This window comes from Kribbella sp. VKM Ac-2568, from assembly GCF_004345365.1.
Classification (GTDB): Bacteria; Actinomycetota; Actinomycetes; order Propionibacteriales; family Kribbellaceae; genus Kribbella; species Kribbella orskensis.
This window is the reverse complement of the sequence record NZ_SLVF01000012.1, coordinates 235292-247690: the sequence shown is the minus strand read 5'-3', so window position 1 is coordinate 247690 and position 12399 is coordinate 235292. Positions and strand designations below refer to the sequence as shown.

Sequence of the window (12399 nt, the reverse complement as noted above, 5' to 3'; positions counted from 1 at the left end):
GACTGTCTAGCCTGACCCGCATGTCGAATTATGTGTTGGTTCCTGGGGCGTGGCTTGGTGCGTGGGCTTGGGACGAGGTGGCCGAGGAACTGCGACAGGCGGGGCATGGGGTCTGTCCGGTGACGTTGTCCGGGCTGGCCGAGCGGCGGGATGAGGCGGCGGCTCAGGTGGGGCAGAGCCAGCATGTCGCCGACATCGTGGCCGTGGTCGAGGACAACGATCTGCGCGATGTCGTGCTGGCCGGGCACAGCTACTCCGGGATCCCGGTGGGGCAGGCGGCCGGGCTGATCGGCGATCGGCTGCGGCGCGTCGTGTATGTCGACTCGAACGTGCCGTCCGACGGGAAGTCGTTCGTCGACGGGTGGTCCGACGAGGGGCGTGCGTGGGTCGAGGGACAGCTGGCCGAGAGCGGTGGATTCTGGCCGCCGTTGGCTGCGGAGGACTACGCCGGTCAGGACCTGACCGATGAGGTTGTCGCGACGATCGTCGAGCGGTCGACTCCCCATCCGGGCTTGGCGATCACCGAGCCGGCCAAGCTCGTCCGCCCGATCTCCGAGCTCCCGACCACGTACCTCAAGTGCCTGATGGACGGCGCCGTGCCGTCCTCCGATGTGCTGAAGCTGCTCAAGTCCGACTCATGGGAGCTGGCGGAGCTGCCGACCGGCCACTGGCCGATGTTCTCCCAGCCGGCAGCCCTCGCGAAGGTCCTCCTCCAGGCCGGCTGACGAGGCAGCAAGACGGCGGGCCTCTCCCGGCCTGTGCTACACAGGAATCTCCACTCACAGGATTCTTGCTCGGCGCGTCCCGGAGGGAGGCTCGGCGGTGACTGTCCGCGACGGGGCTGTCCGGTCGGGTTCGACGCTGGCCGCTCGCGTCGAGGCGTTGAACGCCGTCGCCGAGGATCTCGCCGGCGAGCTGATGCTGCAACCCTTGCTGGAGCGGATCCTGCGCCGGTGCACCGAGCTGATGGGCTGTTCCGCCGGCTCGATCTCGAGCGTCGACGAGGCCGCGGGCACCTACCGTAAACAGGCCGACATCGGCATCCGGTGTCAGATGGGCCACGTGTTCCCGCTCGGCGAGGGGATGACCGGCGAGGTCGTCCGCCGGCGCGGCCCGGTCTGGTTCGACCGGTACGACGATGTCGCCGGCGGGCACATCAGCGACGAGGACCGGGCGACGCTCAAGGGTGTGATCGGGGTGCCGCTGGAGTGGCGCGGCCGGATCATCGGTGCCTGCGTCGTGTTCTCCCGGGAGGAATCCCGGAAGTTCGACCGGGCCGACGCCGATCTGCTGCGGATGTTCGCCAAGCACGCGACCGTGGCCCTGGTGAACGCCAACTCCTACGAGGCCGCGGAGGAGCGGGCCCGGCTGCACGCGGCCTCGGCCGAGCGGGAGCGGCTCCTCGACGAGGTCCACGACCTCCTCGCCCAGGGCCTCGACGAGCTGCTGTCCGGGCTCGAGACCGCAGAGCGGCTGGCGCCCGCCGACGGCGAGCTCGCCGAGCATCTCCGCCAGGCCCAGGCGTCGGCCAGAGACACGGTCGCCTCGATCCGTCGGGCGCTCCTCGGCGCTGGCGTCTCGCCCCTCGAGGGGCACAGCCTCGAAGACGTGTTGCGGTCCGAGCTGGCCTGGGCGACGCGGGCCAGGGGGCTCGACGCTCGTCTGGTGGTCGCCGGCACGCCGGTGCCGCTCGACCCGACGCTCGCGCAGCATGTCCTGCGCATCGCGCAGGAGGCGATCACGAACATCGTGCAGCACTCGCGCGCGAACACGGTGAGGGTCGGACTCGTCCACGAATCCGCTTCGCTCTCGCTGCTGGTCCAGGACGACGGGCAGGGCTTCGCGGCCGGCCAAGGGCTGCATGAACCGGACGAGAATCGGACCGGCCTCGGGCTGCGCCGCATGAGTGAACTGGCCCACGCGGTCGGCGGCTCGCTCTCCTTGGACTCGATGCCAGGCTGGGGCACCAGCATCCGCGCCTGGTTCCCGTACCAGCGCACGGAGGCGGCGGACGACGTACGAGCAGAAGTGCTCGTGGTCGCCGCGCAGCCGATGCTGCGGGCCGGCCTGTCGCGCCTGCTCGCCTGGTCCGAGCCGGCGTTCTCGGTGGTCGGCGAGGCGGCCACGATCACCGAGGCGATGGACTCGGCTGCGGCGCTGCGGCCCGCGGTAGCGATCGTCGCGACCGACCTCCCCGGCGGGGCGATGGAGTTGATCCGCGCGCTGGCGGAGACCGAGCCCGCGCCCGCGGTGATCGCGATCTGTCCACCCGGCGACCATCAGGCCGTGGTCGACCTGCTCCTGGCCGGCGCCCATGGCTGCGTCGAAACGTCGGCGGACGGTGCCGCGCTCGCCCGTGCCGTGGCGGCGGCCGCGCGCGGTGAGTCGATCGTGCCGCGCGGTGAGGTCTGGGAGGGCAGACTCGCGAGCGACCCCAACACGGAGGGGCTGACCGCACGCGAGCGGGAGGTTCGCGCGCTCGTGCAGCAGGGGCTTCCGGACCGCGCGATCGCCGAGCGCCTGGTGATCGCCGTGAAGACCGTCGAGAAGCACGTCGGCGCGGTGCTGCGCAAGACCGGAGCACGGAGCCGCTCGGAGTTGATCGCGGCCTCCCACGGCCATCTGAGCTGACTCGGTGCGGTAGGGACATCCCCCACAACAGACGGGTGGTTTCCCGAATGTCACCCAGCGGTCGTCTCTCCTAGCGTTACCCATGCAGCTGACTCAGCAGCTGACTTTGGCGCGCTGGAGGTGTCCGGCATGGGTGTCGTACCGCTGAAGGAGATCGTCGATCGGGCGCTGGCCGACCGCTACGGGGTGCCTGCGATCAACATCGTCAACGACCTGACGCTCGAGGCCGTGCTCGCGGCGGCGGTCGAGCAGCGCTCCCCGATGATCATTCAGACCTCGGTCAAGACCGTCCGGTCCGTCGGCGCGGAAGTGTTGATGGCGATGTGGCGCAGCATGACCGCGGGCATCGAAGTACCGGTGGCGTTGCATCTGGACCATTGCCCGGATCGCTCGGTGATCACCGACTGCCTCGCCAAGGGCTGGAACTCGGTCCTGTTCGACGCCTCCGCCATGCCGGTCGAGGAGAACCAGCGACAGACCATCGAGGTGGTGCGCGAGGCACACGCCGTCGGCGCCCACGTCGAGGGCGAGATCGAGTCGATCACCGGCGTCGAGGACGACCACGGTTCCGACGAGGAGTCGAAGCGGCAGACCCTCGAGGTGTCGCTGACCTTCATCGAGGCGACCGGCGTCGACGTCTTCGCGCCCTCGATCGGCAACGCACACGGCATCTACTCGAGCGCGCCGGAACTGGATGGCCAGCGGGTCACCGACATCGTCGAGGCGACCGGCATCCCGATCGCGTTGCACGGCGGCAGCGGGATGTCGGACGCGCAATTCCAGGACCTGATCGCCCGCGGCTGCGCGAAGGTGAACATCTCGACCGCCCTGAAGATCGCGTACATGAAGTCGAATCTCGCGTATCTGCGCGACGCCGAAACCCACGGCTCGTGGGATCCGCCGTCGCTCTTCGCCCACGTCCGCACCGACGTGATCGACCTCGTCACCGGCCTCACCGACCGCTTCGGCAGCACCGGAAAGGCCTGGTGACCCTGGTGTCCGACGACCGGTTCGCCGTCGTTTTCGACGTCGACGGCACGCTCGCGGACACTGAACGCTACGGCCACCTGCCGGCGTTCAACCAGACCTTCGCCGAGTTCGGGCTGCCGGTGCAGTGGACCGAGGACGAGTACGGCGAGAAGCTCCGCATCGGCGGCGGCAAGGAGCGGATGGCCAGCCTGCTCACGCCATCGTTCGTCGCCGAGGCCGGACTGCCGCCCGATCCCGAAGGCCAGGCGCAGGCCGTTGCCCAGTGGCACAAGCGGAAGACCGAGATCTATACCGCCATGGTCGCCGCCGGTGCGCTGCCGGCCCGGCCCGGGATCGCTCGGATCGTCGAGGAGGCGTACGCCGCCGGCTGGGTTCTCGCGATCGCGTCGACATCGGCCGAGGCGTCCGTCCGCGCGGTACTGGATCACGTCGTCGGCATCGCACGGGCCCGTGATTTCACCGTCCTGGCCGGAGACGTCGTGCCGCGCAAGAAGCCGGCGCCGGACATCTATCTGCTGGCACTGGAACGCCTGGGGATGACCGCCGACCGAGTGGTCGCCGTCGAGGATTCGCGGCCCGGACTAGGCGCCGCGGTCGACGCGGGAATCACCTGCGTCGTGACCGTCAACGGCTACACCGAGCACGAGGATTTCACCGGCGCGGCGTTCGTCGTCGACTCGCTGGGCGACCCGGGCGCCGAGCCGGTCGCAGTACTGGCCAATCACAGCTCAGCTTCGCCCGGTGCGTACATCACCCTGGCCGACCTGGCGGCGACGCTGCCGGCGATCACTGAACGGAGGCAGCAACCGTGACCGACCCGGTGACGAACTCACCGGTCGAGCGGGTGGTCAACACGATGGCCCGCACGGCCGTGGCGAACGAGAAGTACTTCGGCGATCTCGACGCGGTCGTCGGCGACGGCGACTTCGGCTACTCGCTGGCGCGCGGCTTCGAGATCGTGCTGAACGACTGGGACAGCTACGACCGCACCGACATCTCCACGTTCCTCAAGAAGATCGCCGTCGTCGTCACGAGTCGCATCGGCGGCACGTCGGGACCGATCTGGGGTACGGCGTTCCTGCGCGCCGCCGCGGTCACGGCGGGGAAGTCCGAGGTGGACGGACCGACCGCGGTGGCCATGCTCCGCTCCGCGGCCGACGGGATCATGGCCCGCGGCGGCGCGAGCCTCGGCGAGAAGACGCTGCTGGACTCGCTCGTTCCGGCGACCGATGAGATCGAGCGCCAGGTGGAACAAGGCCACGACGCGCTCACGACCCTGAAGGCCGCGGCGGCCGTCGCACGGTCCACCGCGGACGACACCGCGAAGCTCCAGGCACGCCGCGGGCGTGCCGCCTACACCGGCGAACGCAGCATCGGCAGCGTCGACGCCGGCGCGACCGCGGTCGCCGTCATGTTCGAAGCATTGGTGCAAGAGTGGCAAGGAGACCCAGCATGAAGAAGTTCGTGAACGCTCCCAAGGATTTCGTACCGGAGATGCTGAAGGGCCTCGCCCTCGCGAATCCCGACACGCTCAAGTACGTCCCGGAGTACAACCTGATCATGCGGACGGACGCGCCGAACCCGGACAAGGTCTCCGTCATGCAGGGCTCCGGCTCCGGCCACGAGCCCGCGCACGTGATGATCGTCGGCAAGGGCATGCTGGACGCCGCCTGCCCGGGTGATGTGTTCTCGGCTCCGCCGATGGACTACGTGCTGGAGACGAGCAAGCTGCTCGCGTCGCCGAAAGGCGTGCTGCACATCGTGAACAACTACACCGGCGACCGGATGGGCTTCGACATGGGCCGCGAGATGGCCGAGGCCGACGGGGTGACGATCAAGACCATCGTGGTCGACGACGACGTGGCGGTGTCCGACTCGACATACACCGTCGGGCGTCGCGGCGTGGCCGGCAACTTCTTCGTCATCAAGGCGGTCGGCGCCGCGTCAGAGGCAGGCGCGGACCTGGACGAACTGGTTCGCATCGGCGACAAGGTGAACTCGGTGACGCGCACCATGGGCATGGCACTCACGTCCTGTACGCCGCCGGCGAAGGGGAGCCCGCTGTTCGACCTGGGTGACGACGAGATGGAGATCGGCGTCGGCATCCACGGCGAGCCCGGCCGCCGCCGGGAGAAGCTCGCCGACGCGAACACGATCATCGACGAACTGACCGAGGCCGTCGTGACCGATCTGCCGTACGAGCGGGGTGACAACGTCGCGCTGATGATCAACGGCCTGGGCGGTACGCCGATCAGCGAGCTCTATCTCGCCTACGGCCGCGCCCACGAGCAACTGGCCGATCGGGGTATCACCGTCGGTCGTAGCTATGTCGGCGAGTACTGCACGTCACTCGACATGGCCGGCGCATCGGTCACGCTGGTGCGGCTGGATGACGAGATCACCTCGCTGCTCGCCGCGCCCGCCGACGTCGCCGTACGGATCTTCTGAGGCTCGGCAGCGTCTGAGGTCAGTCGCGGTTGGCGGCCGCGAGCTGGCCGCAGGCGCCATCGATCTCCTGGCCGCGGGTGTCCCGGACAGTCGTCGGGATACCGCCGGCCTGGAGACGGCGGACGAACTCGCGCTCGTCGGCCGGGTCGGACGCGGTCCACTTGGAGCCCGGGGTCGGGTTCAGCGGGATCAGGTTGACGTGCACCCAGCCCCAGTCACCGCGGGCGGCGAGCTTCTCCGCCAGCAGGGACGCGCGCCAGGCGTGGTCGTTGATGTCGCGGATCATCGCATACTCGATCGACACGCGGCGCTTGGTCTTCTCGGCGTACCCCCAGGCGGCGTCGAGGACCTCGTCGACCTTCCACCGGTTGTTGATCGGGACCAGCTCGTCGCGCAGTTCGTCGTCCGGCGCGTGCAGCGACAGCGCCAGCGTGACCGGGATGCCCTCGGTCGCGAGCTGGTTGATCCGCGGTACCAACCCGACGGTCGACACCGTCACGCCGCGGGCCGAGATACCCAGGCCGTCCGGCGCGGGCTCGGTGAAGCGTCGGACCGCGCCGATCACCGCCTTGTAGTTGGCCATCGGCTCGCCCATGCCCATGAAGACGATGTTGTTGACCCGGCCGGGCCCGCCGGCGATCTCGCCCCGGGCCAGCGCGCGAGCACCGTCCACGACCTGCTCGACGATCTCCGCGGTGCTCATGTTGCGAGTCAACCCCGCTTGACCGGTCGCGCAGAACGGGCAGGCCATGCCGCAACCGGCCTGCGAGGACACGCACATGGTGGTGCGGTCGGTGTAGCGCATCAGCACGGACTCGACCAGCGAGCCGTCGAGCAGCTTCCACAGCGACTTGCGGGTGGTGCCGTTGTCGCACTCCAGGTCGCGGACCTTGGTGAGCAGCGGCGGCATCAGCTCGGCGACCAGCTTGTCCCGCGTCGCGGCGGGCAGGTCGGTCATATCGGCCGGGTCGGAGACGAGCCGGGAGAAGTAATGGTTCGACAGCTGCTTGGCGCGGAAAGCGGGCTCCCCGAGCGCGGTCACCGCAGTACGACGCTCCTCACCGCTGAGGTCGGCCAAGTGCCGCGGCGGCTTCTTGGCACGGCGCGGTTCATCGAAAACAAGCGGGAGGGAGGTAGTCATCGCCCTCGATTGTCCCCCGCGAGCCACCCCGTTCACAAATTCACATCAGTGACCCTGGCCACCCACTCGGACTATCCGGCCGTCGTCACGTCCGATGCGGCGGCCACCTCGGTCACGATCTCGAGCACCGCCCTCAGGACCGGGGAGGTGTTGCCGGGCAACCAGACCATCTCCGTGCTGATGGATTCGCCGGTGATCGGCACGAACACCACACCAGTGCGCCGAAGACTGTTCGCGGAGCGGGCGAGCCACGTCACCCCTACCCCGGCCGCGACCAGCCCGAGCAGTCCCTGCGGACTCGGGTCACGCTGCACGACCTTCGGCACGAACCCCGCCTCGCGGAACTCCTTGTCGTGCACCTGGTGCCAGGGCTCCCATGAACTGCGCGGTGCCAGCACCCAGTTCTCGTCGGCCAGGTCCTTGAGGGTCACTTCATCCCTGTCTGCCAGCGGATGACCCACTGGGAGTACTGCGCAGACCGGCTCGGTAGCCAGCGTTCTGGTCGCCAGTCCGTCGACCAACGGCGGGCGGGAGAACGCGACGTCGTACCGGCCGGTGGTGAGGCCCTCGACCAAGGCGCTGATCGTGGTCTCCTCCGTGCTGAGTTGCAGGTCCGGTAGGCGCTCCCGGACAGCCCGGACCACCAGCGGCAGAAGGTAGTTCGCCGTGGTGGACAGGAAGGCGAGCCGGAGGCTGCCGATCTCCCCGCGGACCGCCCGGGTGACTACGGCGACCGCGTCGTCGGCGCGTTGCAGCACAGCGCGTGCCTCGGGCAGGAAGAGCTTGCCGACCTCGGTCAGTTCCGTGCCCCGGCTGTCACGATCGAACAGCTTCGCGCCGAGCGTGCGCTCCAGCAGGGTGATCTGCTGCGAGAGCGACTGCTGGGCGATCAGCAGCCTGGCCGCGGCCCGGGTGAAGCTCGACTCCTCCGCGACGGCGACGAAGTACCTCAACTGCCGGAGATCGGGGGTCACAGGCTCAGGCTACTGCCGCGGCAGGAAACCGGTGTTGGTCCGGGGCCAGGCCGCGACGAAGACTCGAAGAGAAGGAAACACCACTGGAATCGGAGCAAAGATGAGCAACGAAGGACAGGACCGGGTGTGGCTGATCACCGGGTGTTCGACCGGGTTCGGCCGCGAACTGGTGCTTGCCGCACTGGCCGCCGGCGACCGGGTGATGGCCACCGCGCGCCGGCCCGAGGCGCTGGCCGACCTGGCTGAGCTCGGCAACGGCCGGGTCAGCACGGCGGCGCTGGACGTCACCGATCCCGCCTCCGTCGAGGCCGCCGTACAGGCGACGCTCGCGGTGTTCGGCCGGATCGATGTCCTGGTCAACAATGCGGGCTCGCTGGTGATGGGTGCGCTGGAGGAGGTCGGCATGAAGAGGCTGCGTGAGCAGTACGACGTGGTCTTCTTCGGCGCCGCCGAGGTGACCAGCGCGGTCGTACCGGTGCTGCGCGAGCAAGGCCACGGGACGATCGTGCAGATGAGCTCGCTCGGCGGTCTCAAGACGTACCCGGGCTACGGCGCCTACAACTCGGCGAAGTGGGCGCTCGAAGGGTACTCGGAGGTACTTGCCGCAGAGCTGGCGCCCCTGGGCATCCGGGTGCTGATCGTGGAGCCGGGAGCGTTCCGTACCCCCTTCAACCGCAACAAGGTGACCACCCCGGAGTTGTCGGCCTACAAGGACTCCGCCGGGTTGACTCGGCAGGCCACTGAGGCGCTGCTGGACTCGGAGGAGAACGACCCTGTGAAGGGCGTGGCGGCGATTATGAAGGCGCTCGACAGCGACAACCCGCCGCTGCGCCTGCTGCTGGGCAACGACGCCGTCGACGGCTTGCGCGAACACCACGAGGCGCTGCTCGCCGAGGTCACCGAGTGGGAGGAACTGAGCCGCTCAACCGCCATCTCCTGATGGCAAACCGACCGGGCCGCCGCTAGGCACCCGGGTCCCCCACCCCGCCGCGCCTCGCCCGTTCCGCCCGGGCTGGGGCCCAGCGAGGGCCGGGGTGGGAATGGGAGTTCCAAGAGGGTCGTTGGACTTTGCATCATGGACTCTTCGGCCGGACTCCCCCAGGCGTCACTGAACGGTGTGCCTCTGTCGATCCTCGACCGGTCCCGCACTCGTGCGGGTGAGACTGAGGCCGAGACCTTGCGCGGCACCGTCCGGCTGGCGCAGCAGGTCGAGGAGCTCGGGTACCACCGGTTCTGGGTTTCCGAGCACCACAGCGTCCCCGGCGTGGTCGGCTCAGCCCCAACAGTCCTGGCCGCGGCCGTCGCCGCCAGTACCACCCGCATCCGGGTCGGCACTGGCGGCGTAATGCTTCCCAACCACCAGCCACTCGTTGTAGCCGAGCAATTCGGAGTACTGGAGTCCCTGTTCCCCGGACGCATCGACATGGGGCTCGGCCGGTCCGTCGGCTTCACCAACGGCATCCGCCGAGCCCTCGGCGTCGAGAAGGACGCTGCGGATGACTTCACCTCCCAGGTCCAGGAACTGCTCGGCTATTTCACCGGCGCCCAGCAGAACCACCCGCAAGTGCACGCACGCCCAGGCGAAGGTCTGCGCGTACCGCCGTTCGTGCTGGCTGTCGGTGACGGCGCCCTCCTCGCAGCCTCACTCGGCCTCCCACTGGTGATCGCCGGCGTCAAAGGCGAGCAGGAACTCCTCAGCCTCCTCGCCCGCTACCGCGCCGACTTCCAACCGTCTCCCTGGGCGAGCAGCCCGTACGTCGTACTGGCCGTCACGGCGGCGGTGGCTACCACAACGGAGTCGGCTAGGCGGCTGCTCCTGCCAGAGGCGTGGTCCAGCGCCTATTCGCGGACGCGCGGGGTGTTCCCGCCACTGCTGCCGGTCTCGGAAGTCCTGCAACTGGAGATGACCGACAAGGAGCGCGGCTTCTACGAGCAGTCCCTCCGCGGCCAGATCTACGGCACACCGGACGAGGTGAACGCAGCCTTGGGCGGACTGGTGAGCCGCGCCGGCGCAGACGAGATACTACTCACAACGAACACCTACAACCGAGCAGACCTGCTCGAGTCCTACCGCCTACTGGCCGAAGCCGCCCAACTCCCAGCCCTAGTCACCCGCTGATCCTTGCCAGCAGGCCTTTGCGGACATCGGGCCACTCGTCGGCCAGGATCGAGAAGACCACGGTGTCGCGGAACGAGCCGTCCGCCAGTCTCTTGTGCCGGCGCAACACCCCTTCGCGGGTAGCGCCAAGCTTCGCGATCGCCGCCTGCGACCGAGTGTTCGTCAGCCCGGTCTGGATCTTCACCCGCCCGAATCCGCAGTCCTCGAAGGCGTGCTGGAGCAGCAGGAACTTGCAGGCCGGATTCACCGCCGTCCCCCAGACCGCCGGCGCGTACCCCGTCCAGCCAAGGTGCACCGACTCGTTGGGGAGATCCACGTCGCCCAGGCTCGTACTGCCGACCACCGTGCCCTCTGCGCCGAGCGAGCTGTCCCCGACCAGACGGACCACATATGCGGCGCGCTGAGCTGCGGACTCCACCCACTGCTCGCGCATGTGCTCCGCGTCCGTAGGCATGCCGGCGCTACCTCCGCCGAAGCCGGCGGCGTACACCTGCTCGTTGCCGATCGCGGCGTACAGGGGTTCGATGTCTGAGGCCTGGAGCCTGTCGAGGCGGACGACATCGCCGACCAGGGACCGGCCGTCAGGAGCAATGGTCATGCAACCAGCCAACCCGGCGGACCGGGTGGCGTCAAACGAGTAGATACAGCAACAACCAGACAGCGGGAGCCGTTGCCAGCAAGGAATCCAGCCGATCCATCACGCCACCGTGGCCCGGCAGGAGGTTGGACATGTCCTTGATACCGAGGTCGCGCTTGATCATCGACTCGGCCAGATCGCCGACCGTCGCGGTCAGTACGGCGACGGCGCCGACGATCGCGCCGACCCACCACTCACCGTCGAGCAGCCAGATCACCGACCCGATGCCGGCACCGATGCAGGCCAGCGTGGAGCCGGCGAAGCCCTCCCACGACTTCTTCGGGCTGATCGTCGGCGCCATCGGGTGCTTGCCGAACAGGACGCCGGCCACATAACCCCCGACATCGCTGGCCACGACAACCAGGAAGAACGTCACCACCCGCTGCGGACCGTCGTCCTCCGGCTGGACCAGCAGGATGGCGAAGCCGGCCAGCAGCGGCACGTACCCGATCAGGAAGACGCCGGTGGTCACGTCACGGACGAAGCCGATCGAACCACCGGGCATCCGCCAGAAAATCGTCGCCAGCACGGTGAATGCCAAGGCGACCAGCAACGCGAGCGGACCACCGAAGTACGCGGAGACCAGCATCGCCGTCGTACCGGCGAACAGCGGGATCCGCGCCAGCGTCGCACCGGAGGTGCGGAACACGCGGACGAGTTCGTCGACAGCCGCCAGCACAGCGGCCAGCACGACGAAGATGAAAAGGACCTTCTGCCAGTAGAGCGAACCGAGAATGACCGCACCGAGGCCGACGCCGACCGCGATCGCCGCGGGCAGGTTGCGCCCGGCGCGGCTCGACGCGGGCGTGCTCTGGTCTACGCCCATCACACCTCGAGCAGTTCGGCTTCCTTGTGCTTGAGCAGCTCGTCGATGGAGTCGACGTACTTCCTCGTCAACCCGTCGAGGCGCTTCTCAGCACTCTTGCCCTCGTCCTCGCCCGCCTCGCCGGCCTTGACGGTCTTGTCCACCTCGTCCTTGGCGTGCCGGCGGATGTTCCGCACGGACACCTTGGCCTCCTCGGCCTTGGTCTTGGCGACCTTGATGTACTCCTTGCGCCGCTCCTCGGTGAGCTGCGGCATCACGACCCGGATCACCGAGCCGTCGTTGCCCGGGTTCACCCCGAGGTCGGAGTCGCGGATCGCCTTCTCGATCGCCGCCATCGCGCCCTTGTCGTACGGCGAGATGAGCACCGTGCGCGGTTCCGGGACCTGGAACCCGGCCAGCTGCTGCAGCGGCGTCGGGCTGCCGTAGTAGTCGGCCACGATGCCCGCGAACATCTGCGGGTGCGCCCGGCCGGTGCGGATCGCGGCGAAGTCGTCCTTGGCGACCTCCACGGCCTTCGCCATCTTCTGCTCGGCTTCGCGGAGTGCTTGGTCGATCACGACATTCCTCGCTTCCTAGTGGCCGCATCGGTTGCGGCCGCTCCAACCCTACGAACGCAGGTTTACCAGATACCGG

The 12399-nt window shown here is 68.7% G+C and carries 13 protein-coding genes; 8 read left to right on the top strand and 5 right to left on the bottom strand.

What is annotated here, in order from left to right; genetic code table 11:
* Positions 1-20: 20 nt before the first annotated feature.
* The 6 genes from EV648_RS31790 (at position 21) to dhaK (ending at position 6069) form a co-directional block, all read left to right on the top strand.
* Positions 21-725, top strand: a complete 705-nt coding sequence (locus EV648_RS31790) for an alpha/beta fold hydrolase (RefSeq protein WP_132298811.1) — start codon at positions 21-23, stop codon at positions 723-725.
* 97 nt (positions 726-822) lie between these two features.
* Positions 823-2631, top strand: a complete 1809-nt coding sequence (locus EV648_RS31785; protein WP_132298810.1) for a GAF domain-containing protein — start codon at positions 823-825, stop codon at positions 2629-2631.
* A gap of 129 nt (positions 2632-2760) precedes the next feature.
* Complete coding sequence (locus EV648_RS31780) at positions 2761-3621, top strand: class II fructose-bisphosphate aldolase (protein ID WP_132298809.1); 861 nt, start codon at positions 2761-2763, stop codon at positions 3619-3621.
* A 5-nt stretch (positions 3622-3626) separates the two neighbouring features.
* Positions 3627-4433: an HAD-IA family hydrolase gene (locus tag EV648_RS31775; RefSeq protein WP_132298808.1), complete on the top strand. Its 807-nt coding sequence runs from the start codon at positions 3627-3629 to the stop codon at positions 4431-4433.
* Positions 4430-5077, top strand: a complete 648-nt coding sequence (gene dhaL / locus EV648_RS31770) for a dihydroxyacetone kinase subunit DhaL (protein ID WP_199234921.1) — start codon at positions 4430-4432, stop codon at positions 5075-5077. The genes EV648_RS31775 and dhaL overlap by 4 nt, the downstream gene beginning before the upstream one ends.
* Positions 5074-6069: a dihydroxyacetone kinase subunit DhaK gene (gene dhaK / locus EV648_RS31765; RefSeq protein ID WP_132298807.1), complete on the top strand. Its 996-nt coding sequence runs from the start codon at positions 5074-5076 to the stop codon at positions 6067-6069. The genes dhaL and dhaK overlap by 4 nt, the downstream gene beginning before the upstream one ends.
* Positions 6070-6088: 19 nt before the next feature.
* Here the strand turns inward: dhaK and rlmN are convergent, their stop codons facing one another.
* Both rlmN and EV648_RS31755 read right to left on the bottom strand, forming a co-directional pair.
* On the bottom strand, positions 6089-7210 hold the full coding sequence (gene rlmN / locus EV648_RS31760) for a 23S rRNA (adenine(2503)-C(2))-methyltransferase RlmN (protein ID WP_132298806.1): 1122 nt from the start codon (positions 7208-7210) through the stop codon (positions 6089-6091).
* A 71-nt stretch (positions 7211-7281) separates the two neighbouring features.
* On the bottom strand, positions 7282-8184 hold the full coding sequence (locus EV648_RS31755) for a LysR family transcriptional regulator (RefSeq protein WP_132298805.1): 903 nt from the start codon (positions 8182-8184) through the stop codon (positions 7282-7284).
* A gap of 100 nt (positions 8185-8284) precedes the next feature.
* Between EV648_RS31755 and EV648_RS31750 the strand changes: the two genes are divergently transcribed.
* Together EV648_RS31750 and EV648_RS31745 are read left to right on the top strand one after the other, a co-directional pair.
* A complete protein-coding gene (locus EV648_RS31750; protein ID WP_132298804.1) occupies positions 8285-9124 on the top strand; it encodes an SDR family NAD(P)-dependent oxidoreductase in 840 nt (279 codons plus the stop codon).
* A 135-nt stretch (positions 9125-9259) separates the two neighbouring features.
* On the top strand, positions 9260-10303 hold the full coding sequence (locus tag EV648_RS31745; protein WP_132298803.1) for an LLM class flavin-dependent oxidoreductase: 1044 nt from the start codon (positions 9260-9262) through the stop codon (positions 10301-10303).
* Here the strand turns inward: EV648_RS31745 and EV648_RS31740 are convergent.
* From EV648_RS31740 to frr, 3 genes are read right to left on the bottom strand one after another with little or no spacing between them, the layout of a single operon-like run.
* Complete coding sequence (locus tag EV648_RS31740; protein WP_132298802.1) at positions 10293-10901, bottom strand: GNAT family N-acetyltransferase; 609 nt, start codon at positions 10899-10901, stop codon at positions 10293-10295. The two genes, EV648_RS31745 and EV648_RS31740, sit on opposite strands and share 11 nt — an antisense overlap.
* Positions 10902-10932: 31 nt before the next feature.
* Positions 10933-11766, bottom strand: a complete 834-nt coding sequence (locus EV648_RS31735) for a phosphatidate cytidylyltransferase (protein WP_132298801.1) — start codon at positions 11764-11766, stop codon at positions 10933-10935.
* Positions 11766-12320 (bottom strand): ribosome recycling factor, encoded by a 555-nt coding sequence (frr, locus tag EV648_RS31730; RefSeq protein ID WP_199234931.1) that lies wholly within the window; start codon positions 12318-12320, stop codon positions 11766-11768. Before frr ends, EV648_RS31735 begins: the two co-directional genes overlap by 1 nt.
* Between the last annotated feature and the right edge of the window lie 79 nt (positions 12321-12399).

Bases quoted from the DNA above. Each gene is read 5' to 3' on its own strand.
- EV648_RS31735 (WP_132298801.1), bottom strand. From the start codon at position 11,766: ATGGGCGTAGACCAGAGCACGCCCGCGTCGAGCCGCGCCGGGCGCAAC.
- EV648_RS31740 (WP_132298802.1), bottom strand. From the start codon at position 10,901: ATGACCATTGCTCCTGACGGCCGGTCCCTGGTCGGCGATGTCGTCCGC.
- EV648_RS31750 (WP_132298804.1), top strand. From the start codon at position 8,285: ATGAGCAACGAAGGACAGGACCGGGTGTGGCTGATCACCGGGTGTTCG.
- dhaK (WP_132298807.1), top strand. From the start codon at position 5,074: ATGAAGAAGTTCGTGAACGCTCCCAAGGATTTCGTACCGGAGATGCTG.
- EV648_RS31790 (WP_132298811.1), top strand. From the start codon at position 21: ATGTCGAATTATGTGTTGGTTCCTGGGGCGTGGCTTGGTGCGTGGGCT.
- rlmN (WP_132298806.1), bottom strand. From the start codon at position 7,210: ATGACTACCTCCCTCCCGCTTGTTTTCGATGAACCGCGCCGTGCCAAG.
- EV648_RS31780 (WP_132298809.1), top strand. From the start codon at position 2,761: ATGGGTGTCGTACCGCTGAAGGAGATCGTCGATCGGGCGCTGGCCGAC.
- EV648_RS31745 (WP_132298803.1), top strand. From the start codon at position 9,260: ATGGACTCTTCGGCCGGACTCCCCCAGGCGTCACTGAACGGTGTGCCT.